The 24,531-nt window shown below is 60.9% G+C and carries 20 protein-coding genes; 19 read left to right on the top strand and 1 reads right to left on the bottom strand.

Annotated features, from left to right (window positions below):
• Positions 1-37: 37 nt before the first annotated feature.
• The 17 genes from BM438_RS12020 (at position 38) to BM438_RS11940 (ending at position 18,843) form a co-directional block, all read left to right on the top strand.
• The gene (locus tag BM438_RS12020) at positions 38-1,093 is read left to right on the top strand and encodes a branched-chain amino acid ABC transporter permease (RefSeq protein ID WP_093634494.1); all 1,056 of its coding nucleotides are present in this window, start codon (positions 38-40) and stop codon (positions 1,091-1,093) included.
• Positions 1,094-1,097: 4 nt separating this feature from the next.
• Positions 1,098-2,882, top strand: a complete 1,785-nt coding sequence (locus BM438_RS12015; protein ID WP_093634493.1) for a branched-chain amino acid ABC transporter ATP-binding protein/permease — start codon at positions 1,098-1,100, stop codon at positions 2,880-2,882.
• 11 nt (positions 2,883-2,893) lie between these two features.
• Positions 2,894-3,646, top strand: a complete 753-nt coding sequence (locus tag BM438_RS12010; protein WP_093634492.1) for an ABC transporter ATP-binding protein — start codon at positions 2,894-2,896, stop codon at positions 3,644-3,646.
• 175 nt (positions 3,647-3,821) lie between these two features.
• Positions 3,822-5,780: a tRNA uridine-5-carboxymethylaminomethyl(34) synthesis enzyme MnmG gene (gene mnmG, locus BM438_RS12005; protein WP_093634491.1), complete on the top strand. Its 1,959-nt coding sequence runs from the start codon at positions 3,822-3,824 to the stop codon at positions 5,778-5,780.
• Complete coding sequence (rsmG, locus tag BM438_RS12000) at positions 5,777-6,460, top strand: 16S rRNA (guanine(527)-N(7))-methyltransferase RsmG (RefSeq protein WP_093634490.1); 684 nt, start codon at positions 5,777-5,779, stop codon at positions 6,458-6,460. The genes mnmG and rsmG overlap by 4 nt, the downstream gene beginning before the upstream one ends.
• Positions 6,461-6,545: 85 nt before the next feature.
• A complete protein-coding gene (locus BM438_RS11995) occupies positions 6,546-7,337 on the top strand; it encodes a ParA family protein (protein ID WP_093634489.1) in 792 nt (263 codons plus the stop codon).
• Positions 7,338-7,355: 18 nt separating this feature from the next.
• On the top strand, positions 7,356-8,243 hold the full coding sequence (locus tag BM438_RS11990; protein ID WP_093634488.1) for a ParB/RepB/Spo0J family partition protein: 888 nt from the start codon (positions 7,356-7,358) through the stop codon (positions 8,241-8,243).
• Between the two features lie 900 nt (positions 8,244-9,143).
• Positions 9,144-9,689, top strand: coding sequence for an ATP synthase subunit I (locus tag BM438_RS11985; RefSeq protein ID WP_054038579.1), 546 nt, complete (start codon positions 9,144-9,146; stop codon positions 9,687-9,689).
• 161 nt (positions 9,690-9,850) lie between these two features.
• Positions 9,851-10,702: a F0F1 ATP synthase subunit A gene (gene atpB, locus BM438_RS11980; protein WP_093634487.1), complete on the top strand. Its 852-nt coding sequence runs from the start codon at positions 9,851-9,853 to the stop codon at positions 10,700-10,702.
• 93 nt (positions 10,703-10,795) lie between these two features.
• A complete protein-coding gene (gene atpE / locus BM438_RS11975) occupies positions 10,796-11,065 on the top strand; it encodes a F0F1 ATP synthase subunit C (RefSeq protein WP_007180033.1) in 270 nt (89 codons plus the stop codon).
• A 138-nt stretch (positions 11,066-11,203) separates the two neighbouring features.
• Positions 11,204-11,674: a F0F1 ATP synthase subunit B gene (locus BM438_RS11970; RefSeq protein WP_054038575.1), complete on the top strand. Its 471-nt coding sequence runs from the start codon at positions 11,204-11,206 to the stop codon at positions 11,672-11,674.
• Positions 11,675-11,676: 2 nt separating this feature from the next.
• Positions 11,677-12,216 carry a F0F1 ATP synthase subunit delta gene (locus tag BM438_RS11965; protein ID WP_054038574.1) on the top strand — a complete coding sequence of 180 codons (540 nt, stop codon included), beginning with the start codon at positions 11,677-11,679 and terminating at the stop codon, positions 12,214-12,216.
• Between the two features lie 58 nt (positions 12,217-12,274).
• Positions 12,275-13,816, top strand: coding sequence for a F0F1 ATP synthase subunit alpha (gene atpA, locus BM438_RS11960; RefSeq protein WP_093634486.1), 1,542 nt, complete (start codon positions 12,275-12,277; stop codon positions 13,814-13,816).
• Between the two features lie 91 nt (positions 13,817-13,907).
• Positions 13,908-14,792, top strand: coding sequence for a F0F1 ATP synthase subunit gamma (gene atpG / locus BM438_RS11955; protein WP_054038570.1), 885 nt, complete (start codon positions 13,908-13,910; stop codon positions 14,790-14,792).
• 102 nt (positions 14,793-14,894) lie between these two features.
• Positions 14,895-16,289: a F0F1 ATP synthase subunit beta gene (gene atpD, locus BM438_RS11950; RefSeq protein ID WP_093634485.1), complete on the top strand. Its 1,395-nt coding sequence runs from the start codon at positions 14,895-14,897 to the stop codon at positions 16,287-16,289.
• A 155-nt stretch (positions 16,290-16,444) separates the two neighbouring features.
• A complete protein-coding gene (locus tag BM438_RS11945; RefSeq protein WP_012434800.1) occupies positions 16,445-16,870 on the top strand; it encodes a F0F1 ATP synthase subunit epsilon in 426 nt (141 codons plus the stop codon).
• A gap of 242 nt (positions 16,871-17,112) precedes the next feature.
• The gene (locus tag BM438_RS11940) at positions 17,113-18,843 is read left to right on the top strand and encodes an AMP-binding protein (protein WP_093634484.1); all 1,731 of its coding nucleotides are present in this window, start codon (positions 17,113-17,115) and stop codon (positions 18,841-18,843) included.
• A gap of 848 nt (positions 18,844-19,691) precedes the next feature.
• Here the strand turns inward: BM438_RS11940 and BM438_RS11935 are convergent.
• Positions 19,692-20,480 carry a transporter substrate-binding domain-containing protein gene (locus BM438_RS11935; protein ID WP_093634483.1) on the bottom strand — a complete coding sequence of 263 codons (789 nt, stop codon included), beginning with the start codon at positions 20,478-20,480 and terminating at the stop codon, positions 19,692-19,694.
• A 218-nt stretch (positions 20,481-20,698) separates the two neighbouring features.
• Between BM438_RS11935 and hemE the strand changes: the two genes are divergently transcribed.
• Together hemE and BM438_RS11925 are read left to right on the top strand one after the other, a co-directional pair.
• Positions 20,699-21,799, top strand: coding sequence for a uroporphyrinogen decarboxylase (hemE, locus tag BM438_RS11930; RefSeq protein WP_093634482.1), 1,101 nt, complete (start codon positions 20,699-20,701; stop codon positions 21,797-21,799).
• A gap of 464 nt (positions 21,800-22,263) precedes the next feature.
• A complete protein-coding gene (locus BM438_RS11925) occupies positions 22,264-24,510 on the top strand; it encodes a primosomal protein N' (protein WP_093634671.1) in 2,247 nt (748 codons plus the stop codon).
• Positions 24,511-24,531: the final 21 nt, after the last annotated feature.

Raw genomic sequence — 24,531 nt, 5'->3', positions numbered from 1 at the left:
TCCCGGTTTTGACTTCGACGCTTCAGGACGAGGAAGTATGGATCTATCAATTGCGGCGATCCTCGCACAGGACGGCATCACCACCGGCGCGATCTACGCGCTGCTCGCGCTTGCGCTAGTGCTGGTGTTCTCCGTCACGCGGGTGATCTTCATCCCGCAGGGCGAGTTTGTTTCGTACGGCGCGCTGACGCTCGCCGCACTGCAAACACAAAAATTTCCGGCCACGTGCTGGTTGTTGATGGCGATGGGCGCGGCATGCTTTGTCGTCGAGATAGCGGGGCTGGTGCGGCATCCCGAAAGACGCCGGCATGCGGCGCGCACACTGGTGATGCTGGTCGGCAAATATCTGCTGTTTCCGATTGCGGTGTACGCGCTCACGCAGGGTGTTTTCCTGCATTCGCTGCCGATGATCGCGCAGATCGCGCTGACGCTGCTGATCGTGATTCCGATGGGGCCTTTCGTCTACCGGCTCGCGTACGAGCCGATCGCGGAGGCGACCACGCTGCTGCTGTTGATCGTCGCGGTGGCGGTGCACTTTGCGATGGTCGGCCTCGGGCTCGTGATGTTCGGTGCGGAAGGCTCGCGCACCACGGCGTTCTCCGATGCGACCTTCAACCTCGGCACGCTGTCGATTTCCGGGCAAAGCCTGTGGGTGGTCGGCACGGCGGTGGTGCTGATCGGCGGGCTGTATCTGTATTTCGATCGCTCGATCTCCGGCAAGGCTTTGCGCGCAACGTCCGTGAACCGGCTCGGCGCGCGGCTCGTCGGCATCGGCACGACGCAGGCAGGGCGCCTCGCGTTCACGCTCGCGGCGGGCCTCGGTGCGCTGTGCGGCATCCTGGTCGCACCCTTGACCACCATCTACTACGACTCGGGCTTCCTGATTGGTTTGAAGGGCTTTGTGGGGGCGATTATCGGCGGCCTGGTCAGCTATCCGCTGGCAGCCGCGGGCTCGATCCTCGTCGGTCTTCTGGAGTCGTATTCGTCGTTCTGGGCGAGCGCCTATAAGGAAGTGATCGTGTTCACGCTGATCATCCCGGTGCTGTTGTGGCGGAGTCTGGCCAGCCCGCACTCGGAAGAGGAAGAGGAGTGACACGATGAAACGGATCATGCAAAACAAGTTCTTCTGGTTGTTCCTCGTCGTGCTGTTCGCGTTGCCGGTGCTGCCGCATCCGATTCATGTGCCCGAGTACTGGGTGACGCTGCTCAACTACATCGGCCTTTATTCGATCGTCGCGATCGGTCTCGTGCTGCTGACGGGTATCGGCGGGATGACGAGCTTCGGGCAGGCGGCGTTCGTCGGCATCGGCGCGTATGCGACCGCGTATCTGACGACGGCGTACGGTGTGTCGCCTTGGCTCGCGCTGATCGCGGGCGTGGTGGTAACGGCGCTGATCGCGCTGATGCTCGGGCTCGTGACGATGCGGCTGTCGGGTCACTTTCTGCCGCTCGGCACGATTGCTTGGGGGCTCGCGCTGTTCTATCTGTTTGGCAACCTGGAGATGCTCGGCAAGTACGACGGCATCAATGGGATTCCGGTGCTGAATGTTTTTGGTATCAACCTGGAGTCCGGCCGTCATATCTATTACCTGATCTGGGTGGTGGTGCTCGGCGCGGTGATTTCTGTTCAAAATCTGCTTAATAGCAGGCCGGGGCGGGCGATCCGTGCTTTGCGCGGCGGCGGCATGATGGCCGAAGCGATGGGCGTCAATACGGGCTGGATGCGTGTAGTGATCTTTGTCTATGCCGCGGTGTTGGCGTCGATTTCAGGCTTCCTGTACGCGCACCTGCAACGCGCGGTGAATCCGACGCCCTTTGGTCTGAACCACGGCATCGAGTTTCTGTTCATGGCGGTGGTGGGGGGCGTGTCGCATGTCTGGGGCGCTGTGCTCGGTGCGGCAATCCTGACCGTGCTGCAGGATTATCTGCAAACCCTGCTGCCGAAGCTGCTCGGCGAGAACGGCAACTTCGAAGTGATCGTGTTCGGCATCTTGATGGTGCTGTTGCTGCAATACGCTCGCCAGGGCGTCTGGCCGTTTGTCGCGCGGTTTTTCCCGAAGGGGCCGCGTGCGCATCTGTCGGATCATGCAGAGCCATTGCCGCAGCGCAGCAGGCCAGCGGCGGGCGAAAACCTGTTGACGGTGAACAAGGCGCGCAAGCAGTTCGGCGGGCTGGTCGCGGTGAACGACGTCAGCTTCGAGGTGAAAGCCGGGCAGATCATCGGTTTGATCGGGCCGAACGGCGCTGGCAAGTCGACCACCTTCAATCTGGTCACGGGTGTGCTGCAGGCAACGAGCGGCGAAATCACGTTTTGCGGCGAGCGTATCGATTCGCTGAGTTCACGTGAAATCGTCAAACGCGGCATTGGCCGAACGTTCCAGCACGTCAAGCTGCTGCCGGGCATGACGGTGTTGGAGAACGTAGCGATCGGCGCGCATCTGCGTGGGCAGGCCGGTGTCTGGCGCAGCGTCGCACGCCTGAACGGTGGGGAAGAAGCGCGCTTGATGGCGGAAGCTGCTCGCCAGATTCGTCGCGTCGGACTTGAACAGCATATGTACGACGAGGCCGGTAGCCTGGCACTGGGGCAGCAGCGGATTCTCGAAATTGCCCGTGCGCTGTGCTGTGACCCGACCCTGTTGCTGCTCGACGAACCTGCCGCCGGTCTGCGGTATCAGGAAAAACTGCAATTGGCGGACTTGCTGCGCCGCCTTAAAGCCGAAGGCATGAGCGTGCTGCTGGTCGAACACGATATGGATTTCGTGATGAATCTCACGGATCGGCTGGTGGTGATGGAGTTTGGCACGCGCATCGCCGAAGGCTTGCCGCAGGATGTCCAGCAAGACCCGGCTGTGCTCGAAGCCTATCTGGGCGGGGTGGAGTGATGGAGAACACGATGAATGATGCTGCGCCGATTCTCGACGTGAACGGTTTGTCGGTCCGCTATGGCAAGGTCGAAGCGCTGCATGGCGCGGCAATCAAGGTGCGCCCTGGTCAGATCGTCTCGGTGATTGGTCCGAACGGCGCGGGCAAGTCCACGTTGCTGAACGCGATCATGGGCGCATTGCCGACCGCGGGTCATGCGAGAGGCGCGGTCCTCTATCAGGGTGAAGACGTTAGCGCTGTGCCGGTTGAAAAGCGGGTCGCGCGCGGCATGTGCCTGGTGCCGGAAAAGCGCGAACTGTTTGCGTCGATGACTGTTGAAGACAATCTGGTTCTCGGCGCGTATCGGCGTAAGCGGGCAGGGGAGCGCAATTTTCTCGATCAGCTCGAGCCGGTCTTTACGCTTTTTCCTCGCTTGAAAGAGCGGCGGAAGCAGGCGGCCGGGACGTTGTCCGGTGGCGAACGCCAGATGCTTGCGGTGGGCCGTGCGTTGATGGGCAAACCCGATCTGTTGATGCTCGATGAGCCGAGCCTCGGCCTCGCGCCGCTGATCGTGAAAGAAATTTTCCACATTATTAGTGCGCTGCGGCAGACCGGTGTGGCGACGCTGCTGATCGAGCAGAATGCACGCGCCGCGCTCCAGATTTCCGACTACGGCTATGTGCTTGAAACGGGTGAACTGGCGCTGGAAGGGCCGGCCGCGGATCTGGCGCAGAATCCGCGCGTGATCGAGACGTATCTGGGGTTGGCCAAGAAAGTGGCTTAGTTCTCCACTTTTGTTCAAATCGCTGTGGGTCAAAGCGGTGTGTTTCACGTGAAACACACCGCTTTTTTCTTGCCTGGCCATTCGGCCGAAATTCGGGCCTAAACCGAACCCGTTATAATTCGCCCATACATTTTCCTTTGAAAGGCTCACGCGACGATCTGGCGTGAGATCTGCGATGCTTTTTCCCACAGAATTTGACGTAATCGTCGTCGGCGGCGGTCATGCGGGCACTGAGGCCGCTTTGGCTTCGGCACGCATGGGCAATACGACGCTCCTGTTGACGCATAACATCGAAACCCTCGGTCAGATGAGCTGTAATCCGTCCATCGGCGGCATTGGCAAAGGCCATCTGGTGAAGGAAGTCGATGCGCTCGGCGGTGCGATGGCGGCTGCGACGGACGAGGGCGGGATCCAGTTCCGCATCCTCAATTCGTCGAAGGGGCCTGCCGTTCGCGCGACGCGCGCGCAGGCGGACCGTCTGTTGTACAAGCAGGCGATCCGGCATCGGCTGGAGAATCAGCCGAACCTGTGGCTGTTCCAGCAAGCGGTCGACGATCTGATGGTGGAAGGCGACCGGGTGGTCGGTGCGGTGACGCAGGTGGGGATTCGTTTCCGCTCGCGCGCAGTCGTGCTGACGGCTGGGACGTTCCTCGACGGCAAGATTCACGTGGGTTTGAACAACTACACCGGTGGCCGTGCCGGCGATCCGGCAGCGGTGTCGCTGTCCGGTCGTCTAAAGGAGCTGAAGCTGCCGCAAGGCCGCCTCAAGACCGGGACGCCGCCGCGCATCGACGGTCGGACGATCGACTTTTCGAAGCTCGAAGAGCAACCGGGCGATCTGGATCCGGTGCCGGTTTTCTCGTTTCTGGGGCGCGTCGAGCAGCATCCGCGTCAAGTGCCGTGCTGGGTCACGAATACGAATGAGCGGACGCACGACATCATCCGTGGTGGTCTCGACCGCTCACCGATGTACACCGGCGTGATCGAAGGGGTGGGGCCGCGGTACTGCCCGTCGATCGAAGACAAGATTCACCGTTTTGCGTCGAAGGAATCGCATCAGATCTTCCTCGAGCCAGAAGGGCTGACGACGAACGAGTTCTATCCCAACGGGATTTCCACCAGCCTGCCGTTCGACGTGCAACTGGAACTCGTGCGTTCGATGCGTGGTTTGGAGCACGCGCATATTCTGCGGCCGGGATATGCCATCGAATACGACTACTTCGATCCGCGAGGGCTGAAGGCATCGCTGGAGACCAAGGTGATCAACGGGCTGTTCTTTGCGGGCCAGATCAATGGCACAACCGGCTACGAAGAAGCGGCTGCGCAAGGTTTGCTGGCGGGGATCAACGCCGGCTTGCACGTGCAGGGCAAGGATGCATGGTGCCCGCGCCGCGATCAGGCCTACTTGGGTGTTCTGGTCGACGATCTGGTGACGCAAGGGGTATCCGAGCCGTATCGCATGTTCACGAGCCGCGCCGAATACCGTCTGAGCCTTCGTGAAGATAACGCCGATATGCGTCTGACGGAGATCGGCCGCGAACTCGGCGTGGTCGATGACGTCCGTTGGGACGCATTCAGCCGCAAGCGCGATGCTGTTTCACGTGAAACAGAGCGCCTTCGCACGACGTGGGTCAACCCCAAGACGCTGCCGGCCGAAGAAGCGACGGCATTGCTCGGCAAGCCGATCGACCACGAATACAGTTTGGCGGATCTGCTGCGCCGTCCGGGTGTGACTTACGACGGTGTCTGCGGTTTGCGCGAGGGTGCATGTGCTGCGCCTGAGACGCTAGCCGAAGACGACGTTCTGCTCGCCCAGATCAAGGAACAGATCGAGATTGGCATCAAGTATCAAGGCTATATCGACCGCCAGGCCGATGAGATCGAGCGGAATGAGTCGCACGAAAGTACGCGTTTGCCGGAGGGGTTGGACTACGCGGAGGTAAGAGGGCTGTCGTTTGAAGCGCGTCAGAAACTGACGCAATTCCGCCCTGAAACCATCGGCCAGGCGTCGCGTATCTCCGGCATTACGCCGGCGGCGATCTCCTTGCTGATGGTTCACCTCAAGCGTGGCTTGGGACGCCGTTCGACGAAACCCGCCGAACCCGGCGCGGACAGCACACCGGTGGTGCAATGACGGTGAGTCAGAAGGGAGGCGGTAACGAGGCATTGGCGCCGCTGCTAGCGGACGGCGTCCGCGAGCTCGGCCTCGATCTCAGCGACGCGCAACTCGGCAAACTGCTCGACTACGTTGCGCTGCTGTCCAAATGGAATGCCGTCTACAACCTGACGGCGATTCGCGATCCGCGGCAGATGTTGATCCAGCACATCCTGGATTCGCTTTCGATCGTGCCGCATCTCGCTACGCGCGGCGCGTCTTCGGTGCTGGACGTGGGCTCCGGTGGCGGCTTGCCTGGTATCGTGCTGGCCATCGTCCTGCCTGAGTGGACCGTCACCGTGAACGACATCGTGCACAAGAAGACGGCTTTTCAGGCCCAGGCCAAAGCCGAGCTCGGCCTTGCGAATCTGTCGGTTGTCACGGGCCGGGTCGAGACTTTGCGGTCGGGCGCCGAAGTACCGGCAAAGTTCGACGTAATCGTGTCGCGTGCATTCGCAGAGCTCGCGGATTTCGTTACACTGGCCCGTCATCTCGTTGCAGAGCAGGGTGCGATCTGGGCGATGAAGGGGGTGCGTCCGGATGGTGAGATCGAGCGCCTGCCGGCGGGTGCCCATGTGGAGCAGATCATCCGGCTGAATGTGCCGTCGCTCGACGCTGAGCGGCATCTGATCAAGGTGCGGGTGGACGAGCGTAGCTGAGGCCGCCACCAGTAGGTGACAGGCACGCACCGCATACCACGAGCGCTTTCTACTTTATTCAAGCAGCAAAAGGGACACACCAACGATGGCAAAAATCTTCTGCGTTGCGAACCAGAAGGGCGGCGTCGGCAAGACGACGACGGCAGTCAATCTGGCCGCGAGCCTGGCAGCGCAGGGACAGCGAGTCCTTCTCATCGATCTGGACCCGCAGGGCAACGCCACGATGGGCAGCGGTGTCGACAAGGCGGCGTGTGCGAACACCGTCTACGAAGTGCTTGTGGATGGCGTAGCTGTGGCGGATGCGCGAGTGCGTCCGGAAGCCGTCGGCTACGACGTGCTGCCCGCGAACCGTGAACTGGCGGGTGCCGAAGTCGAACTGGTCAGCGTGCAGCACCGCGAGCGTCAGCTGAAAGTCGCCCTGGCGGAGGTCGAAAGCGAATATGAATTCGTGCTGATCGACTGCCCGCCGGCTCTGTCGCTGCTGACGCTCAATGGTCTGTGCGCCGCCCATGGCGTAGTGATCCCGATGCAATGCGAGTACTTCGCACTTGAGGGACTGTCCGACCTGGTCAACACGATCAAGCAGGTGCACGCGAACCTGAATCGCGACCTGAAGGTGATCGGCCTGCTGCGCGTGATGTTCGATCCGCGCATCACCTTGCAACAACAAGTTTCGGATCAACTGAAAGAGCACTTTGGCGACAAGGTGTTCGACGTGGTGATCCCGCGCAACGTACGCCTTGCCGAGGCGCCTAGCTATGGGTTGCCGGGCGTCGTGTTCGATAAGGCCTCGCGCGGTGCGCAGGCGTATGTGCAGTTCGGTGCAGAGATGATTGAGCGGGTGCGCACATTGAATGACGCGCCCCAGGCGTCCTAAGCGGATCGAGGAAGCACGATGAACGCAGTAGCAAGAAAGAAAGGGTTGGGTCGCGGTTTGGAAGCATTGCTGGGTGGCAGTGCGGATATTACCGAGGCCGTCGTGATCGAGGGCGCACCGAACGTGCTGCCGCTCAGTAAGCTGCAGGCCGGCAAGTACCAGCCGCGTACGCGCATGGACGAGGGCGCGTTGCAGGAATTGGCCGCCAGCATCCGCGCTCAGGGGCTCATGCAGCCTATCCTGGTGCGGCCGGTATCGGCGGATAAGTACGAGATCATCGCCGGCGAGCGGCGCTTCCGTGCGGCACGTATCGCCGGTCTCAATGAGGTGCCGGTGCTGGTGAGGGACGTGCCGGACCAGGCTGCCGCTGCGATGGCGCTGATTGAGAATATTCAGCGCGAAGATCTGAATCCGCTGGAAGAAGCGCAGGGTATTCAACGCTTGCTCGACGAGTTCAATTTCACGCACGAACAGGCGGCCGAATCGGTTGGCCGTTCGCGCAGTGCTGTGTCGAACTTGCTGCGTTTGCTGAACCTGGCGTCGCCGGTGCAGACGATGCTGCTGGCCGGCGATCTCGACATGGGGCATGCACGCGCGCTTCTGGCCGTCGACGCCGCGACGCAGATCACGTTGGCCAACCAGGTCGTCAACAAGCGCATGTCGGTACGCGAAACCGAAAAGCTGGTGACGACGACGACTAAAGTTGCGCCTGCGGTCAAGGCGCGAGCGAATCAGGACGGCGGCCGCGATACGCGACGGCTTGAGGAGGAATTGTCGGATCTGCTCGCCGCAACGGTAAAGATCAAGCTCGGCCGACGCGGCCGTGGCCAAGTGTTGGTGGATTTTGGCGATCTGGACGCGTTGGAAGGGATTCTTGTCCGGTTGCGCGGTAACGCAACGGCTTGAGCGTGGCGGGTTGAATGAGAAGGATGTTGGGCATGTTTGTGGGCTGGCTGGGGCTGGTTTCTGATTCTCAGCTCACGCTCGCAAGCTGTTTGGCGCGCCTGGTGTGCTGTTCGGCGGTAGCGGCGGGGCGCCGGTCGTATCCGCCGCAAGCATGGCTTGTTTGATGGTTCCCCTGCTCAATTGATAACCTATGTGGATATCGGTTGGATACCTAACTATGTGTCGCGTTTAATAATAAGGATTGCGATGTATCAGTTTGAGCGGATATTTCCGTGGTGACGCGGACGTGGCCGGGTTGTGCGGTGAGCTGGATTGGCCGCGCAGGCTTGGCCGCGGCGGCGCCACGGGTTTCGCGTACTCCGTCCTTTCACTTGCTGGGATCTGTCAGCGGGCGCTAGGTGCCAACGCCGGGATTGGCGGGATGCGAGGGCAGGGCGGGACCGGCATGAAGTGGCAGGCGCCTGGCTACATGCTGCGTCGACCGTCAGGGCAGAGGGCGGGCTCCGGTGATGTTTGGTCGCCATGGGGGTGGGCCCTGCAATCACCATCGCGCTTCTACCCGGCGCAGTCCTCCATGTCTACCAAACGTGGCAAAAAACATCGTCTGTTGCATTTTTGAGACGTCCGTAGCAGCGTCGAAACGATGCACCCGAGCGCTTCAAGCGGCCTGACTCAGCGCGCATGTTTTGCCATCCCCCGGCCGCCTTACATTTGCCGTGTACACACCGCCCGAGTTCGCGTTCCCGCATCGTGGCGGCCGTTTTCACACTGGTTATTGAAAGGCCTAAAGTCTTGAATTGCCTGCAACTATCGCTTACAATCGCCCGGATTTAATTGCACGGCAACCCCGTAAGCGCAGCGTAAGCTCGCGGGCTGGAACAAGACTTTCGGAACACTGCGATGGCGGTTAAAACGTCGAATCAAGCGCCGAAGAATGGGCGTGACGACCACCGCGCTGAACGCACCGTTTCCGTTGCGTCCACCGGTCAGCACGTTACAACTGACGATGCGTGGGATGTCGAGCAACAAGATAACAATATCGTTCCGCTCACGCGGGCTGAGGCTGAAAAGCTGTTTGGTCCGAATGTGAGTCGTCCATCGCGCGTCACGCCTTTCAAGGTCGTGGTGGCGCAAATGGTTTTGTCCCTGGGTGCTACGCTGGTGTGGTGGCTGTTCTACAAGCCGCCGGGCGCTGCTGCGCTGTCCGCGTTCCTGGGGGGAGCGATCTGCTGGGTGCCGGGCGCGTTGTTCGCGGCACGACTTAGAACGCTGAGCGGCGCCGAAACAGTGATGAGCTGGATGATCGGCGAAGCGCTCAAGATGGGGACAACGATCGCGATGTTTGTAGCCATCGCCTTCTGGTATCACGACGTACGCTGGGTGCCGCTGCTCGTGACTTACCTCATCGCGCTCAAGACATACTGGATCGCCCTCGCGTGGCGCTAAGGTAGGAGCAGAGAGTAGCAACACAAAATTCAGGCCGGCGCGCAGCGCTGGCGTAAGGAGTGCGGATATGACACGATCCGCACCCGGCGTGTTCCCGCAATAGAGAATTGCGGCGGGAACGGCCTAAGACGATTTTCGACAATTTGGGTGGCATTAACGATATGGCAGCTAGCGAAGGCACGCGCGCTCTGGATCCGTCCGAGTACATCGCGCACCACTTGCAGAACTTTTCCACCGCGCACCAGACGTCGATTTTCGACATTCACGTGTGGAATCTGGACACCCTTTTCTGGTCGATCGTTTGCGGTCTGGCCACGATCGCCATCCTGCATCTGGCGGCTCGCAAGGCGACGTCCGGCGTGCCGGGTCGTTTCCAGTGCGCGATCGAAATGCTGGTCGAGATGGTCGAAGATCAATCGAAGTCGATGATCCACGGCACGCGCACCTTCATCGCACCGCTGGCCCTGACAGTGTTCGTCTGGGTCGCGCTGATGAACTCGCTCGACTTCATCCCCGTCGACCTGCCGGGCCGCGTAATCGGCTGGCTGGGTTTGTCGGAAGCCATCCCCCACCATCGCATCGTGCCGACGGCCGACCTGAACGGTACGCTCGGTATCGCACTCGGCGTGTTCGCGCTGATGATTTACTACAACTTCAAGATCAAGGGCGCAGGCGGCTTCGTGCATGAACTGCTGTCGGCTCCGTTCGGCGCGCATCCGCTGCTGTGGATCCCGAACCTTGCATTGAACATCATCGAGTTCGTCGCAAAGACGGTTTCGCTCGGCATGCGGCTGTTCGGCAACATGTACGCGGGCGAGCTGTTGTTCCTGCTGATTGCTCTCCTCGGCAGCATGTGGGGTTTCGGCGCGGACGCGTCAGTGCTCGGCTTTATCGGCCACGTCATTGCAGGCACGGTCTGGGCGATCTTCCACATCCTGATCGTTCTGCTGCAAGCGTTCATTTTCATGATGCTGACGCTGGTGTACATCGGACAGGCACACGACAGCCACTAATCACGGCGTGTCGAACGACGAATTGTTTTAGTTTTGTTTTTATTAAATCCCAGTTCCAACCAGTTCTAAAAGACTTTTCACAAAGGAGTGATCATGCAAGCTTTCATCGCCAACATCCAGGGTCTGACCGCCATCGGTATCGGCATCATCATCGGCCTGGGTGCAATCGGCGCCTGTATCGGTATCGGCCTGATGGGTGGCAAGTACATCGAAGCATGTGCTCGTCAACCGGAACTGATGAACCCGCTGCAAACCAAGATGTTCCTGCTGGCTGGTCTGATCGATGCTGCGTTCCTGATTGGCGTTGGTGTGGCAATGCTGTTCGCGTTCGCGAACCCGCTGCTGTCGAAGCTGGCAGGCTGAGGTTCCTCGGAAGTTTGCGCCTGAGCTATAACTGGTAAAGGCGCAGGGCGGAACGGGCACTTGGGCGCTGATCGAATACAGAATCGATGAGCGCCTTGCCGTTTCACTTTCCGAACTAGCAACGTTTAAGGAAACACCGTGAATCTCAACGCAACCCTGTTTGCGCAAATGGTCGTGTTCCTGATCCTCGCGTGGTTCACGATGAAGTTCGTGTGGCCGCCGTTGATCAACGCCCTCGACGAGCGCTCAAAGAAGATTGCTGACGGTTTGTCTGCCGCTGAAAAGGGCAAGGCTGAACTCGAAGCCGCCCACAAGCGCGTCGACCAGGAACTGGCTCAGGCCCGCAACGACGGTCAGCAACGTATTGCTGACGCAGAAAAGCGCGCAGTGACAGTCGCCGACGAAATCAAGGCTCAAGCACAAGCTGAAGCCGCTCGCATCATCGCGCAAGCGAAGGCCGACGCGGAACAGCAAGTCGTGAAAGCCCGCGAAACGCTGCGCGGCGAAGTTGCTGCACTGGCAGTGAAGGGCGCTGAACAGATCCTGAAGCGCGAAGTCGACCAGGCAGCTCACGCTGACCTGCTGAATCAACTGAAAGCCGAGCTCTGATCATGGCCGAACTTGCAACCATCGCCCGTCCGTACGCAGAAGCGCTGTTTGGCGTGGCCGAAGCTGGTGACATCGCCGCCTGGTCCACGCTCGTGCAGGAGCTGGCACAGGTTGCGCGTCTGCCCGAAGTGCTGTCGATCGCCTCGAGCCCGAAAGTGAGCCGCGCACAGGTCAGCGATCTGCTGCTGTCCGCGGTCAAGTCGCCGCTCAAGGACAATGCGCAAGCGAAGAATCTGGTGCAAATGCTGGTCGATAACCATCGCCTGCAATTGCTGCCGGAAATCGCCACGCAGTTCGAAGAGTTGAAGAACGCCCGCGAAGGGGCGGCAGATGTGCTGATCGTCAGCGCATTCCCGCTCGAAGGCGCGCAGTTGAACGAACTCGTCGCAGGTCTCGAACGCAAATTCAAGCGCAAGCTGAAGCCGACGGTCGAAGTCGACTCGTCGCTCATCGGCGGCGTGCGCGTGACGGTCGGTGACGAAGTGCTCGATACCTCGGTCCGCGCGCGGCTTGCCAGCATGCAGACGGCTCTGACGGCCTGAAGCGCCTAAGGCGCTGAAGCGGCTGGCACGCAACAGAATTGACTATCAGGAGCGAATAATGCAACTCAATCCCTCTGAGATCAGCGAGCTGATCAAGAGCAGGATCCAGGGCCTTGAAGCGAGCGCAGACGTTCGCAACCAGGGCACCGTGATCTCCGTGACCGACGGTATCGTGCGTATCCACGGCCTGTCGGAAGTGATGCAGGGCGAAATGCTCGAATTCCCGGGCAACACCTTCGGTCTCGCACTGAACCTCGAGCGCGACTCGGTCGGCGCCGTGATTCTGGGTGAGTACGAACACATTTCGGAAGGCGACGTCGTCAAGACGACGGGCCGCATTCTCGAAGTGCCGGTGGGTCCGGAGCTGCTCGGCCGCGTGGTCGATGCACTCGGCAACCCGATCGACGGCAAGGGCCCGATCAACGCGAAGAAAACCGACGCAATCGAAAAGATCGCTCCGGGCGTGATCTGGCGTAAGTCGGTTTCGGAACCGGTTCAAACCGGTCTGAAGTCGATCGACGCGATGGTGCCGGTTGGCCGTGGCCAGCGTGAGCTGATCATCGGCGACCGCCAGTGCGGCAAGACCGCAGTCGCAGTCGACGCGATCATCAACCAGAAGGGCAAGAACCTCTTCTGTATCTACGTCGCGATCGGCCAGAAAGCTTCGTCGATCATGAACGTGGTGCGCAAGCTGGAAGAAACCGGCGCGCTGGAATACACGATCGTCGTGGCCGCTTCGGCTTCGGAATCGGCTGCGATGCAGTACCTCGCACCGTACGCCGGCTGCACGATGGGCGAATACTTCCGCGACCGCGGTCAAGACGCCCTGATCGTTTATGACGATTTGACCAAGCAAGCTTGGGCATACCGCCAGATCTCGCTGCTGCTGCGCCGCCCGCCGGGCCGTGAAGCTTACCCGGGTGACGTGTTCTATCTGCACTCGCGTCTGCTGGAGCGTGCTGCTCGCGTCTCGGAAGAGTACGTCGAGAAGTTCACGAACGGCGAAGTGAAGGGCAAGAGCGGTTCGCTGACGGCGCTGCCGGTCATTGAAACGCAAGCAGGCGACGTGACCGCATTCGTTCCGACGAACGTGATCTCGATTACCGACGGCCAGATCTTCCTGGAAACCGACCTCTTCAACGCAGGTATCCGCCCGGCAATTAACGCCGGTGTGTCGGTCTCGCGCGTGGGTGGTGCGGCTCAAACCAAGGTCGTGAAGAAGCTGTCGGGCGGTATCCGTACCGACCTGGCGCAGTACCGTGAACTCGCAGCGTTTGCGCAGTTCGCATCTGACCTCGACGAAGCAACCCGCAAGCAGCTGGAGCGCGGCCGCCGCGTGACGGAACTGCTGAAGCAGCCGCAGTATCAGCCGCTGCAAGTGTGGGAACTGGCTGTCGCGCTGTTCGCTGCGAACAACGGTTACCTCGACGACCTCGAAGTCGCGCAAGTGCTGCCGTTCGAAAAGGGCCTGCGCGATTACCTGAAGTCGAAGCACGCTGACCTGATCAAGCGCATCGAAGATACCAAGGAACTCTCGAAGGACGACGAAGCCCTGCTGCATACGGCTCTCAAAGACTTCAAGAAGTCCGGCGCTTATTGATCCGCGAATGATCCGCAAGGCATAAACGGACCTTGAAGCGGCGCGGGCCACAGGCAACTGAACCCGCGCTGCTTCGATCAAGGAGCAAGCAATGGCTGGAATGAAGGAAATTCGCGGCAAGATCAAGAGCGTGCAAAACACGCGCAAGATCACGAAAGCGATGGAGATGGTGGCCGCATCGAAGATGCGCCGCGCTCAGGAGCGCATGCGCGCTGCTCGCCCGTATGCCGATAAGGTCCGCGATATCGCTGCGCACATGAGCCGTGCGAACCCGGAGTATCGTCACCCGTTCATGGTGTCGAACGAAGGCGCGAAAGCGGCCGGCATCATCCTCGTCACGACCGATAAAGGTCTGTGCGGCGGGATGAACACCAACGTGCTGCGTGCGTCGCTGCAGAAGTTCAAGGAACTGGAAGGCCAGGGCAAGACGATCGAAGCAACTGCGATCGGTACCAAGGGTCTGGGTTTCCTGAATCGTCTGCGCGCCAAGGTGGTGTCGAATGTCGTGCATCTGGGCGACACGCCGCATCTGGAAAAGCTGATCGGCGCGGTGAAGGTGCAGCTCGACCTGTACTCGGAAGGCAAGGTTTCGGCGGTGTACCTCGCGTACACGCGCTTCGTCAATACGATGAAGCAGGAGCCGGTGATCGAGCAACTGCTGCCGCTGTCGGCAGACCAGTTCGAGCGCAAGGACGAAGACGGCACGACGCCGAGCACGCAGTGGGACTACATCTACGAGCCGGATGCACAGGCAGTAGTGGACGAACTGCTGGTGCGTTATGTCGAAGCGCTGGTCTATCAGGCCGTCGCGGAAAACATGGCATCGGAGCAGTCGGCACGGATGGTCGCAATGAAGGCCGCTTCGGACAATGCGAAGACGGTCATCAACGAACTGCAGCTCGTGTACAACAAGAGCCGTCAGGCCGCGATCACGAAAGAACTGTCGGAAATCGTCGGTGGCGCGGCGGCAGTCTGACCATAAAGGTCAGGTACGCCGCTTCGTGTGCGCCCTTCGCGGCGCACCCACCGAAACTGCGCCTTTGCGCGAGTGAAGAATTGAGTATCTAAAGGAAAAGCGATGAGTACTACTGCTTTGGTAGAAGGCAAGATCGTACAGTGCATCGGCGCGGTGATCGACGTGGAATTCCCGCGTGACCACATGCCGAAGATTTACGACGCGCTCATTCTCGACGGTTCGGAACTGACCCTCGAAGTCCAGCAACAGCTGGGCGACGGCGTCGTCCGCACCGTCTGTCTGGGTGCCTCGGACGGTCTGCGCCGTGGTACGACGGTGAAGAACACCGGTAAGCCGATCAGCGTGCCGGTTGGCAAGCCGACCCTCGGCCGGATCATGGACGTGCTGGGTCGCCCGATCGACGAAGCCGGCCCGATCAACTCGGACGTGGTTCGCGGTATTCACCAGAAGGCTCCGGCGTTCGACGAACTGTCGCCGTCGACGGAACTGCTCGAAACCGGCATCAAGGTTATCGACCTGATCTGCCCGTTCGCCAAGGGCGGTAAGGTTGGCCTGTTCGGTGGCGCCGGTGTGGGCAAGACCGTGAACATGATGGAACTGATCAACAACATCGCTAAGGAACACGGTGGTTACTCCGTGTTCGCCGGTGTTGGCGAGCGTACCCGCGAAGGGAACGACTTCTATCACGAAATGAAGGACTCGAACGTTCTCGACAAGGTCGCGCTGGTGTACGGCCAGATGAACGAGCCGCCGGGCAACCGTCTGCGCGTCGCGCTGACCGGTCTGACGATGGCTGAGCACTTCCGTGACGAAGGCCTCGACGTGCTGTTCTTCGTCGACAACATCTACCGTTTCACGCTGGCAGGCACGGAAGTGTCGGCACTGCTCGGCCGTATGCCGTCGGCAGTGGGCTATCAGCCGACGCTGGCTGAAGAAATGGGTAAGCTGCAAGAGCGTATTACGTCGACCAAGACCGGCTCGATCACGTCGGTTCAGGCCGTGTACGTCCCTGCGGATGACTTGACCGACCCGTCGCCGGCTACGACTTTCGGCCACTTGGACGCAACCGTCGTGTTGTCGCGTGACATCGCTTCGCTGGGTATCTACCCGGCAGTGGACCCGCTCGATTCGACCTCGCGTCAGATCGACCCGAACGTGATCGGCGAAGAGCACTACGCAATCACGCGCGGCGTACAGCAAACGCTGCAGCGCTACAAGGAATTGCGCGACATTATCGCGATTCTGGGTATGGACGAACTGGCGCCGGAAGACAAGCTCGCCGTGGCGCGCGCTCGTAAGATCCAGCGTTTCCTGTCGCAGCCGTTCCACGTCGCTGAAGTGTTCACGGGTTCGCCGGGCAAGTACGTGCCGCTGAAGGAAACGATTCGTGGCTTCAAGATGATCGTTGAGGGCGAGTGTGACCACCTGCCGGAACAAGCGTTCTACATGGTCGGCACGATCGACGAAGCCTTCGAAAAGGCCAAGAAGATCCAGTAAAGGTCGGGTGTAACGAAGCGGGCGCCGCTCGCGCTGAAATACTACCTGCGGGGTAGTATTTCGCGAAAACGGCGCCTCTTACTACACTCAATCCAGCCTTGCATGGGACCCGAGTAAGCGCCAAAGCGCTAATTTGGGTCGCCACAGGAGTCGATATGGCAACCATTAAAGTAGACGTCGTCAGCGCGGAAGAGCAGATCTTCTCGGGCCAGGCGAAGTTCGTCGCGCTGCCGGGCGAAGCAGGTGAGCTCGGCATTCTGCCGGGCCACACGCCGCTCATCACGCGGATTCGTCCGGGTGCAGTGCGCATCGAAGCTGAAAACGGCGAAGAAGAGTTTGTGTTCGTCGCCGGCGGTATCCTCGAAATCCAGCCTGGCGCTGTGACGGTTCTCGCCGACACGGCGATCCGCGGTAAGGATCTCGACGAAGCCAAGGCCGAAGATGCACGCAAGCGCGCAGAAGAAGCGCTGCAGAACACGGGCTCGAACCTCGAATACGCCACCGCGCAAGCGGAACTGGCGTACGCGACGGCTCAGCTCGCTGCGATCCAGCGTCTGCGCAAGCTGCGCGGTCAGAATTAAGTATCACGTATCAGAGAGAAAGCAGCCCTTGCGGCTGCTTTTTTTTGACCTTAACTTGACGTTTACGGAAAGGTCAGCAAAATCATGCATTCGGATCGAGCGATCAGCAGTCGGAGCGAGTCCTGCAGCCGCCAATGCGCTGCGGGTAAGACTTGATGCCGTACGGACACACGCCGGTGGCACAATCGATTTCAATTTCATTTCAATAGACTGGGCGAGCTTCTGCTCACGGAGACAACACCATGGCAACTCACATGTCAGGCGAAGGCGCACTCATCGAACCCAAAGACAATCTGTCGTATGCTCGCGGGTCGACCGAGATTCCGTTGAGCGAAGCCCCGGTAGGCCAGTTTCTGCGCGACACTGCGGCGCGTTTCCCTGAGCGCCCAGCCGTGGTGTTTCGTGAGCAGGGAATCAGCTGGACATGGAAGGAGTTCGCCGAGGAAATCGACGTGCTGGCGGCCGGTCTTCTCGCACTCGGTATCGAGAAGGGCGACCGCGTCGGCATCTGGTCGCCGAACCGGGTGGAATGGCTGCTTACCCAGTTCGCTACGGCACGCATCGGCGCCGTGCTCGTCAATATCAACCCGGCTTACCGGCTCGCGGAACTCGAGTACGCCTTGAACAAGGTGGGCTGCAAGGCGATCATCGCCGCAGAGCGTTTCAAGACGTCGATGTACCTCGAGATGCTGCAGGAGCTCGCGCCGGAACTGGCGACCCAGGCGCCGGGCGAACTGCGCGCCGCGCGCTTGCCCGATCTGCGCTACGTGATCCGCATGTGCGACACGGAAACGCCCGGCATGCTGAGCTTCTCGGACGTGATCGAGCAGGGCCGCGCAACACTTGACGTCGCCAGGCTCGACGCCATCGGTGCGACACTATCCTCGCACGACCCGATCAACATTCAGTTCACCAGCGGCACGACAGGCAATCCGAAGGGCGCGACGCTGACCCATAGGAACGTCGTCAACAACGCGCGCTATATCGCGATGGCAATGCGTTTATCGGAGCAGGACGGCCTGTGCATTCCCGTCCCGCTCTATCACTGCTTCGGCATGGTGCTGGCGGTGCTGGCCTGCGTATCGGTCGGCGCGAATATGGTGTTCCCGGGTGAGGGCTTCGATCCAGCCGCCACGCTGGCGGCAGTCGCCGAAGAGCAGTGCACCGCACTGCACGGGGTGCCGACCATGTTCATCGCCGAACTCGATCATCCGAGCTTCGCCACTTATGACTTCTCGCGCCTGCGGACCGGAATCATGGCTGGTTCGCCGTGCCCGATCGAGACGATGAAGAAGGTCGTCTCGAAGATGCATCTGAACGAGATCACGATCGCATACGGCATGACGGAGACCAGCCCGGTGTCCTTCCAGAGTTCGACCACCGATCCGCTCGACAAACGCACCACGACGGTCGGCCGTATCCAGCCGCATCTGGAGGTGAAGATCGTCGACCCGCTCGGCGCGATCGTGCCGGTCGGTGAGACGGGCGAACTGTGCACCAAGGGCTATTCGGTGATGCAGGGCTATTGGGGGGACGAAGCGAAGACGCGGGAAAGCATCGTCGACGGCTGGATGCATACCGGCGATCTGGCGACGCTCGATGCCGAAGGCTATTGCAACATCGTCGGCCGCCTGAAGGACATGCTGATTCGCGGCGGTGAAAACATCTACCCGCGCGAGATCGAAGAGTTTTTGTTCCGCCACCCGAAAATCCAGAGCGTGCAGGTCTTCGGCGTGCCGGACGCAAAGTACGGCGAGGAAGTGTGTGCGTGGATCGTATTGCGCTCAGGGGAGCAGGCCACAGCTGAGGAAATCCAGCAGTTCTGCCAGGGCCAGATCGCACACTACAAGGTGCCGAAGTACATCCGCTTCGTCGACGAATTGCCAATGACGGTGACCGGCAAGGTGCAGAAATTCGTCATGCGCGAACGGATGATCAGCGAATTGAAGATTCAGGCAGACAAGACAGCCTGATGGCGAAGCGGGTTCGGCGCTGCGCGAATTTTCGCGCAGCGCCGGCCGGCATATTGGGGAAAACCGTTTGCCATTGAATGAACCCGTGGGCCGAAAATCGATCCGTCGGGAAGCTCGCAAACGTTTAACCAGACGAAAAAAAAGCGGGCCTGGAGCCCGCTAAAAACCACACGCTACGGGGTTAGCGCGAGGAGACCAAAGATGGAACCAACTGAGACGACGACCCTGCGTCGACTACGGCCCCAGCAGGGATGCCCCTTCACAGGGCTTCGGCAAACGCCGACCGGCAAGTGCATCGTATCCGCTCACACCACGCACCCAGCCACATCCGTGTTGAAACCGTTGAGGGCATTGTGGGCGAATTAACCTACGAGCGCGGTAACAAAGTGTTTCAGGTTGTAACGCCCGCCAGATAAGGCGTTGCGGGACTTATTTCCAATCCGAAACGTTTTAAACGTAGTTTTTACCGATGACTGTTACGCAATTTCATACGCTTGATTGATGCTATTCGCGACGCATACTGCGGCGTAATCCGTTCAGTCGATTCCGCATGAAATAGTTGCATGCGCATCTTTTTCTGGGCAGATCGGCTGTATTACAGGCGCTTTTCCAGCGTTACGAAGTCCCTCGATTCCCGGATGAACGCGCGCGTTGCGCTGCAACACCCCGCGCAGGAGGGTGGACGTCGCAAGCGGCCGGTTTGTTGGGCCCTTGTTCAACCGCATTGTTCGAGTTTTGCGTAGTGCCTTGGGGTCTGGTTACATGATTGTGCCGGCCATGCGGACCTATTAATCAATCGAACTGCTTCGCTTTTCCGATTGAGCGGGGCGCAGGCCGGCCCGTGCAACTTACTTCAGCCACTTATCCGAGATCGCCTGATATTCGCCGGTCGCTCGCGCAAGGTGCAACCACTGATCCACGTATTGCTGGAATGCCGCATCGCCGCGCGGTAGCAGCCACGCCTTCTCGCCATACTGGAAAGGCTTGTCCGGATGCACCGAGCAAAGGCCCGGATTCAGCTTTTGTTGCAGCAAGGTCTCCGACGCATCCGTCACCATCACGTCGGCCTTGCCGGCGAGGATCTGCTTGAAGATCGTCACGTTGTCCGGATAGACGGTCAGGTTCGCATGCGGGAAATACTGCTTGGCGAAACGCTCGTTGGTACCGCCCGGATTGACGATCACGCGGGTTGCCGGCTGGTCGATCTGCGCCACCGTTTGATACTTGTTGACGTCGTCACACCGAACGATCGGCGTCTTGCCGTCAATCATGTACGCCTGCGTGAAAAACGCGCGCTTCTGGCGCTCGAGCGTCGGCGAAACGCCGCCCACGCCGACGTCGCATTTCGCCACGAAGTCGTTCATCAGGTTCGACCACGACGTCTTGACGAATTCCGTCTTCACGCCGAGCGATTTGGCGAGCGACTCGGTCATGTCGATATCGATACCTTCGAACTGGCCGTCTGCTTTGTAGAACGAGTACGGCTTGTAATCGCCGGTCGTACAGGCGCGCAGCGTGCCGCGCGCGAGGATTTCGTCAAGCCGCGAGGGTGCCGCGGCGGTCTGCGCCTGAGCCACGCCTGCGTGCATCAAAACACCGGTCAAAACGCCGAGCAGTGCGAGTGCTGCCTTGTTCATCGAGTCTCCTTGATTGCGCGTAATTGTTTGGTAAGGCCGTCGGATGATAGCCCGGCAATTCACGCTTGAACATTGGCCGTTCAGCTGAGTCACGACGCCGCACCGGGCAGCAAAATAGCCGGCCGCAAGCAAGGTGCGCGACAGTTATTGCCTGCATCAAGCGCGATGTGGCCAGCCGGGTCCGGTAAAATGCTCCTTTGCCTTCAGTCGTACGCAACGTGGCCCATAAACTCCTGAACGACACTTTCCTGCGCGCGCTGCTGCGCCAGCCGACCGACTACACGCCGATCTGGCTGATGCGGCAGGCTGGCCGCTACCTGCCGGAATACAATGCCACGCGGGGTCGCGCGGGCAGTTTCCTCGGTCTGGCGAAGAGCCCGGCGTACGCAACGGAAGTCACGCTGCAGCCGCTCGAGCGCTATCCGCTCGACGCCGCGATCCTGTTCTCCGACATCCTCACCGTGCCTGACGCCATGGGCTTGGGTCTCGAGTTCGTCGCCGGCGAGGGTCCGAAATTCGCTCGCCCGGTGCGCACGGAATACGATGTGGCGCGCCTCGCCGTTCCCGATATCGACGCCACACTGCGCTACGTGACCGACGCCGTGCGCGAAATCCGCACCGCGCTGACCGACGCGCAAGGCCGTCAGCGCGTGCCGCTGATCGGCTTTTCGGGCAGCCCGTGGACACTGGCGTGCTACATGGTGGAAGGCGGCGGTTCAGCGGACTTCCGCACCGTCAAATCGATGCTGTACGCACGTCCGGACCTGATGCACCGCATTCTCGACGTCAACGCGAAGTCGGTTGCGGCGTACCTGAATGCGCAGATCGAAGCCGGCGCGCAAGCTGTGATGATCTTCGACACATGGGGCGGGGCGCTCGCTGACGGCATCTACCAACGCTTCTCGTTGCAGTACATCCAGCAGGTCGTGAGCCAACTGAAGCGCGATCACGACGGAGAAAAAGTGCCGGTGATCACCTTCACGAAGGGCGGCGGGTTGTGGCTCGACGAGATCGCCGATATCGGTGTGGATGCGGTGGGTCTCGATTGGACCGTGAACCTGAGCAAGGCGCGCGAGCGCGTAGGTAGCAAGGTGGCGCTGCAAGGCAATATCGATCCTTCGGTGCTGTTTGCGCCGCCGGCCGCAATCCGCATGGAAGCGCGCGCGGTGCTCGACAGCTTCGGTAATCATCCCGGCCACGTTTTCAATCTCGGCCACGGCATTTCGCAGTTCACGCCGCCGGAGAATGTTGCTGAACTCGTGGATGAAGTCCATCGTCATAGCCGGGCGATTCGCAGCGGCGCGCATGCACCAAGCTGACGCCGAAAACGTTGCCATTTTTGTTGCAATGCAGCGAACTGGGCTCTCGCCCTAAGGGAATATTTGTAGTCGGCAGGCCGTCAGATGGCGGTCCTGTGAAAGTCAAGACTTGACTTATGCACATTAATCACGCTGCGGCGCGGTAGAAGCTTTCGTCGTGCCCTAGCCCTTGCACATTGCAGGCGCATTTGATCTAAGCCTTGTCTGGCAAGGGTTTCAAGGGTTCACGGCAAAATGTGCGGAAACCCACAGAAGGCCGCTGCAGCGCGGTTCCCGGCCCATCTGAACGAAGTTCTCAACAAAGTTATCCACAGGCAAGCGGACCGATTGCAATTGTTCAGCCGAATCCAAAACTTAGCGCCGAAATTGAAGTTTTACTTTAACTTCGATGGGTTCGCCGTTTGCTCAATGTGCACCGTGACGCGGCGTCAGGCCGCATCCATTCACCCGATTCACACCGCCGCGTGAGCGAAGTATTCGTCCGCGTCGCGCTGGATCATCCGCTGCCGACTTTGTTCGACTACCGCTGCGACACGCCCGAAAGTGTCGCGCCGGGCATGATGGTGAGCGTGCCGTTCGGCAAGCGTCACGTGGTGGGGCTCGTTTGCGAAGTGACCACTCACAGTGACGTACCCGCCGACCGCCTGAGAGCGGTCACCCATGTCTGTACCGCCTGCCCGCCGGTGTCGACCGAATGGCTGCGGCTCGCAGCCTTCGCCGCCGACTACTATCAGCGCGGCCTCGGGGAAGTGGCCCTGCCCGCTTTGCCGCAAGCCCTGCGCGACGCGGCGCGCTGGTCGCGCCTGTTCGCACCCGAGGAGCGCTACAGCCTGACCGCCGAGGGTCGCGTCGCGTTGCCGGAAACATTGCCGGCGCGTGCAAGCGCATTGCGCAAGCTTGCCCAAGCCCTGGCAGAGGCCGAGTTTCTGAGTGCGGCCGACGCTCGCACGCTGCATCCCAAGGCCATCGCAACTCTGGACGCATGGCAAGCCGAAGGCTGGGTCGCGCTGGAAGTGATCGAAGCCGCCGAGGTGCTCGCCACCCCCGCATCGCCAGATACCCCCGCACCCATCCTGCCCACGCTCACCGACGAACAGGCGACTGCGGTCGAAGCGATCCGCGACGCGAACGGCTTCGCGCCCTTCCTGCTGCACGGTGTGACTGGTAGCGGCAAAACCGAGGTGTATCTGCGCGCGCTCGCCGAGATTCTGGCGGCGAAGCCCGACGCGCAGGCCCTCGTCCTCGTCCCTGAAATCAATCTGACGCCACAGTTCGAGTCGGCCTTCCGTGCGCGCTTTGCCGCGCTCGAAGGCACCTCGATCGTCACGTTGCACAGCGGCCTCGCGGAAGGCGAACGCGCCCGCAACTGGTTCGCCGCGCATACCGGGCGCGCTCGCATCGTGCTCGGCACGCGGCTGGCCGTGCTTGCCTCGCTGCCGAAACTCGCGATCATCGTCGTCGACGAGGAACACGATCCGGCCTACAAGCAACAGGAAGGCTTGCGCTATTCGGCACGCGATCTGGCGATCTACCGTGGCAAGCAACTCGGTTTGCCGGTTGTGCTCGGCTCGGCTACGCCGTCGCTGGAAAGCTGGTGGCAGGCGGATCAGGGGCGCTATAAGCGTCTCACGCTGTCGCGCCGTGCGGTTGCCGAGGCCGTCCTGCCGACCGTCAGGTTGATCGATCTCGAAGAAGAGCGGCGGCGCGGGCGGGCCTCGGTGGAGGGTTTGTCCGGGCCGTTGATCGCCGCGTTGAAGGTGCGGCTCGAGCGCGGCGAGCAAAGTCTCGTGTTCCTGAACCGGCGCGGCTACGCACCACAGCTCTCCTGCGACGCTTGCGGCTGGGTGGCCGGTTGTCCGCGTTGCAGCGCCTACGTCGTGTTGCACAAACCCGAGCGCGCGCTGCGTTGCCACCACTGCGGCTGGGAATCACGCATTCCACGCTCGTGCCCGGAGTGCGGCAATGTCGACATCGCGCCGATGGGGCGCGGCACGCAACGCGTCGAAGAAACGCTGGCGAGCGCGGTGCCCGGCGCCCGCGTGCTGCGCATCGACGCCGACAGCACACGCCGCAAAGGCAGCGCGCAGGCGCTGTTTTCCGATGTCCACGCGGGCGAGGTCGATATCCTCGTCGGCACGCAGATGATCGCGAAGGGCCACGACTTCCAGCGCGTGTCGCTAGTGGGTGTGCTGAACGCCGACACTGCCTTGTTTTCACACGATTTCCGCGCGAGCGAACGCCTCTTCGCGCAATTGATGCAAGTGAGCGGCCGCGCGGGCCGCGCCGGTTTGCCGGGCGAAGTGCTGGTGCAGACGCGCTATCCGCGCCATGCGCTGTATCACGCGCTGGGGCGGCATGACTACGTCGGCTTTGCCAATTCGACGCTGGCCGAGCGGCGCGACGCTCATCTGCCGCCGTTCGCCTATCAGGCTTTGCTGCGCGCCGAAGGCCGCACGCTCGAAGCCGCGCTCGCTTTCCTGCAACAGGCGGCTGCCGCGCTGACGGAGATCCCGGCCGCCGCGCGCGTGACGGTCTATGACGCCGTGCCGCTCACCATCGTCAAGGTGATGCACGTGCATCGGGCGCAATTGCTGATCGAAAGCGCGTCGCGGGCCGCGTTGCAGGCCACTTTGCGCGCCTGGCAGCCGATGCTGCGCGGCCTGAAAGGCGTGCTGCGCTGGAATCTCGAAGTCGATCCCCTCGACATCTGACGCCCGCTGCCGGCCGCTTTG

Source organism: Paraburkholderia aspalathi, from assembly GCF_900116445.1.
Classification (GTDB): domain Bacteria; phylum Pseudomonadota; class Gammaproteobacteria; order Burkholderiales; family Burkholderiaceae; genus Paraburkholderia; species Paraburkholderia aspalathi.
The sequence above is the reverse complement of the archived record's forward strand: the minus strand, read 5'-3'. Positions and strand labels throughout refer to the sequence as shown.

Coding starts and splice junctions, on each gene's coding strand:
- BM438_RS12020 (WP_093634494.1), top strand. CDS start 38: ATGGATCTATCAATTGCGGCGATCCTCGCACAGGACGGCATCACCACC.
- BM438_RS12015 (WP_093634493.1), top strand. CDS start 1,098: ATGAAACGGATCATGCAAAACAAGTTCTTCTGGTTGTTCCTCGTCGTG.
- BM438_RS12010 (WP_093634492.1), top strand. CDS start 2,894: ATGAATGATGCTGCGCCGATTCTCGACGTGAACGGTTTGTCGGTCCGC.
- mnmG (WP_093634491.1), top strand. CDS start 3,822: ATGCTTTTTCCCACAGAATTTGACGTAATCGTCGTCGGCGGCGGTCAT.
- rsmG (WP_093634490.1), top strand. CDS start 5,777: ATGACGGTGAGTCAGAAGGGAGGCGGTAACGAGGCATTGGCGCCGCTG.
- BM438_RS11995 (WP_093634489.1), top strand. CDS start 6,546: ATGGCAAAAATCTTCTGCGTTGCGAACCAGAAGGGCGGCGTCGGCAAG.
- BM438_RS11990 (WP_093634488.1), top strand. CDS start 7,356: ATGAACGCAGTAGCAAGAAAGAAAGGGTTGGGTCGCGGTTTGGAAGCA.
- BM438_RS11985 (WP_054038579.1), top strand. CDS start 9,144: ATGGCGGTTAAAACGTCGAATCAAGCGCCGAAGAATGGGCGTGACGAC.
- atpB (WP_093634487.1), top strand. CDS start 9,851: ATGGCAGCTAGCGAAGGCACGCGCGCTCTGGATCCGTCCGAGTACATC.
- atpE (WP_007180033.1), top strand. CDS start 10,796: ATGCAAGCTTTCATCGCCAACATCCAGGGTCTGACCGCCATCGGTATC.
- BM438_RS11965 (WP_054038574.1), top strand. CDS start 11,677: ATGGCCGAACTTGCAACCATCGCCCGTCCGTACGCAGAAGCGCTGTTT.
- atpA (WP_093634486.1), top strand. CDS start 12,275: ATGCAACTCAATCCCTCTGAGATCAGCGAGCTGATCAAGAGCAGGATC.
- atpG (WP_054038570.1), top strand. CDS start 13,908: ATGGCTGGAATGAAGGAAATTCGCGGCAAGATCAAGAGCGTGCAAAAC.
- atpD (WP_093634485.1), top strand. CDS start 14,895: ATGAGTACTACTGCTTTGGTAGAAGGCAAGATCGTACAGTGCATCGGC.
- BM438_RS11945 (WP_012434800.1), top strand. CDS start 16,445: ATGGCAACCATTAAAGTAGACGTCGTCAGCGCGGAAGAGCAGATCTTC.
- BM438_RS11940 (WP_093634484.1), top strand. CDS start 17,113: ATGGCAACTCACATGTCAGGCGAAGGCGCACTCATCGAACCCAAAGAC.
- BM438_RS11935 (WP_093634483.1), bottom strand. CDS start 20,480: ATGAACAAGGCAGCACTCGCACTGCTCGGCGTTTTGACCGGTGTTTTG.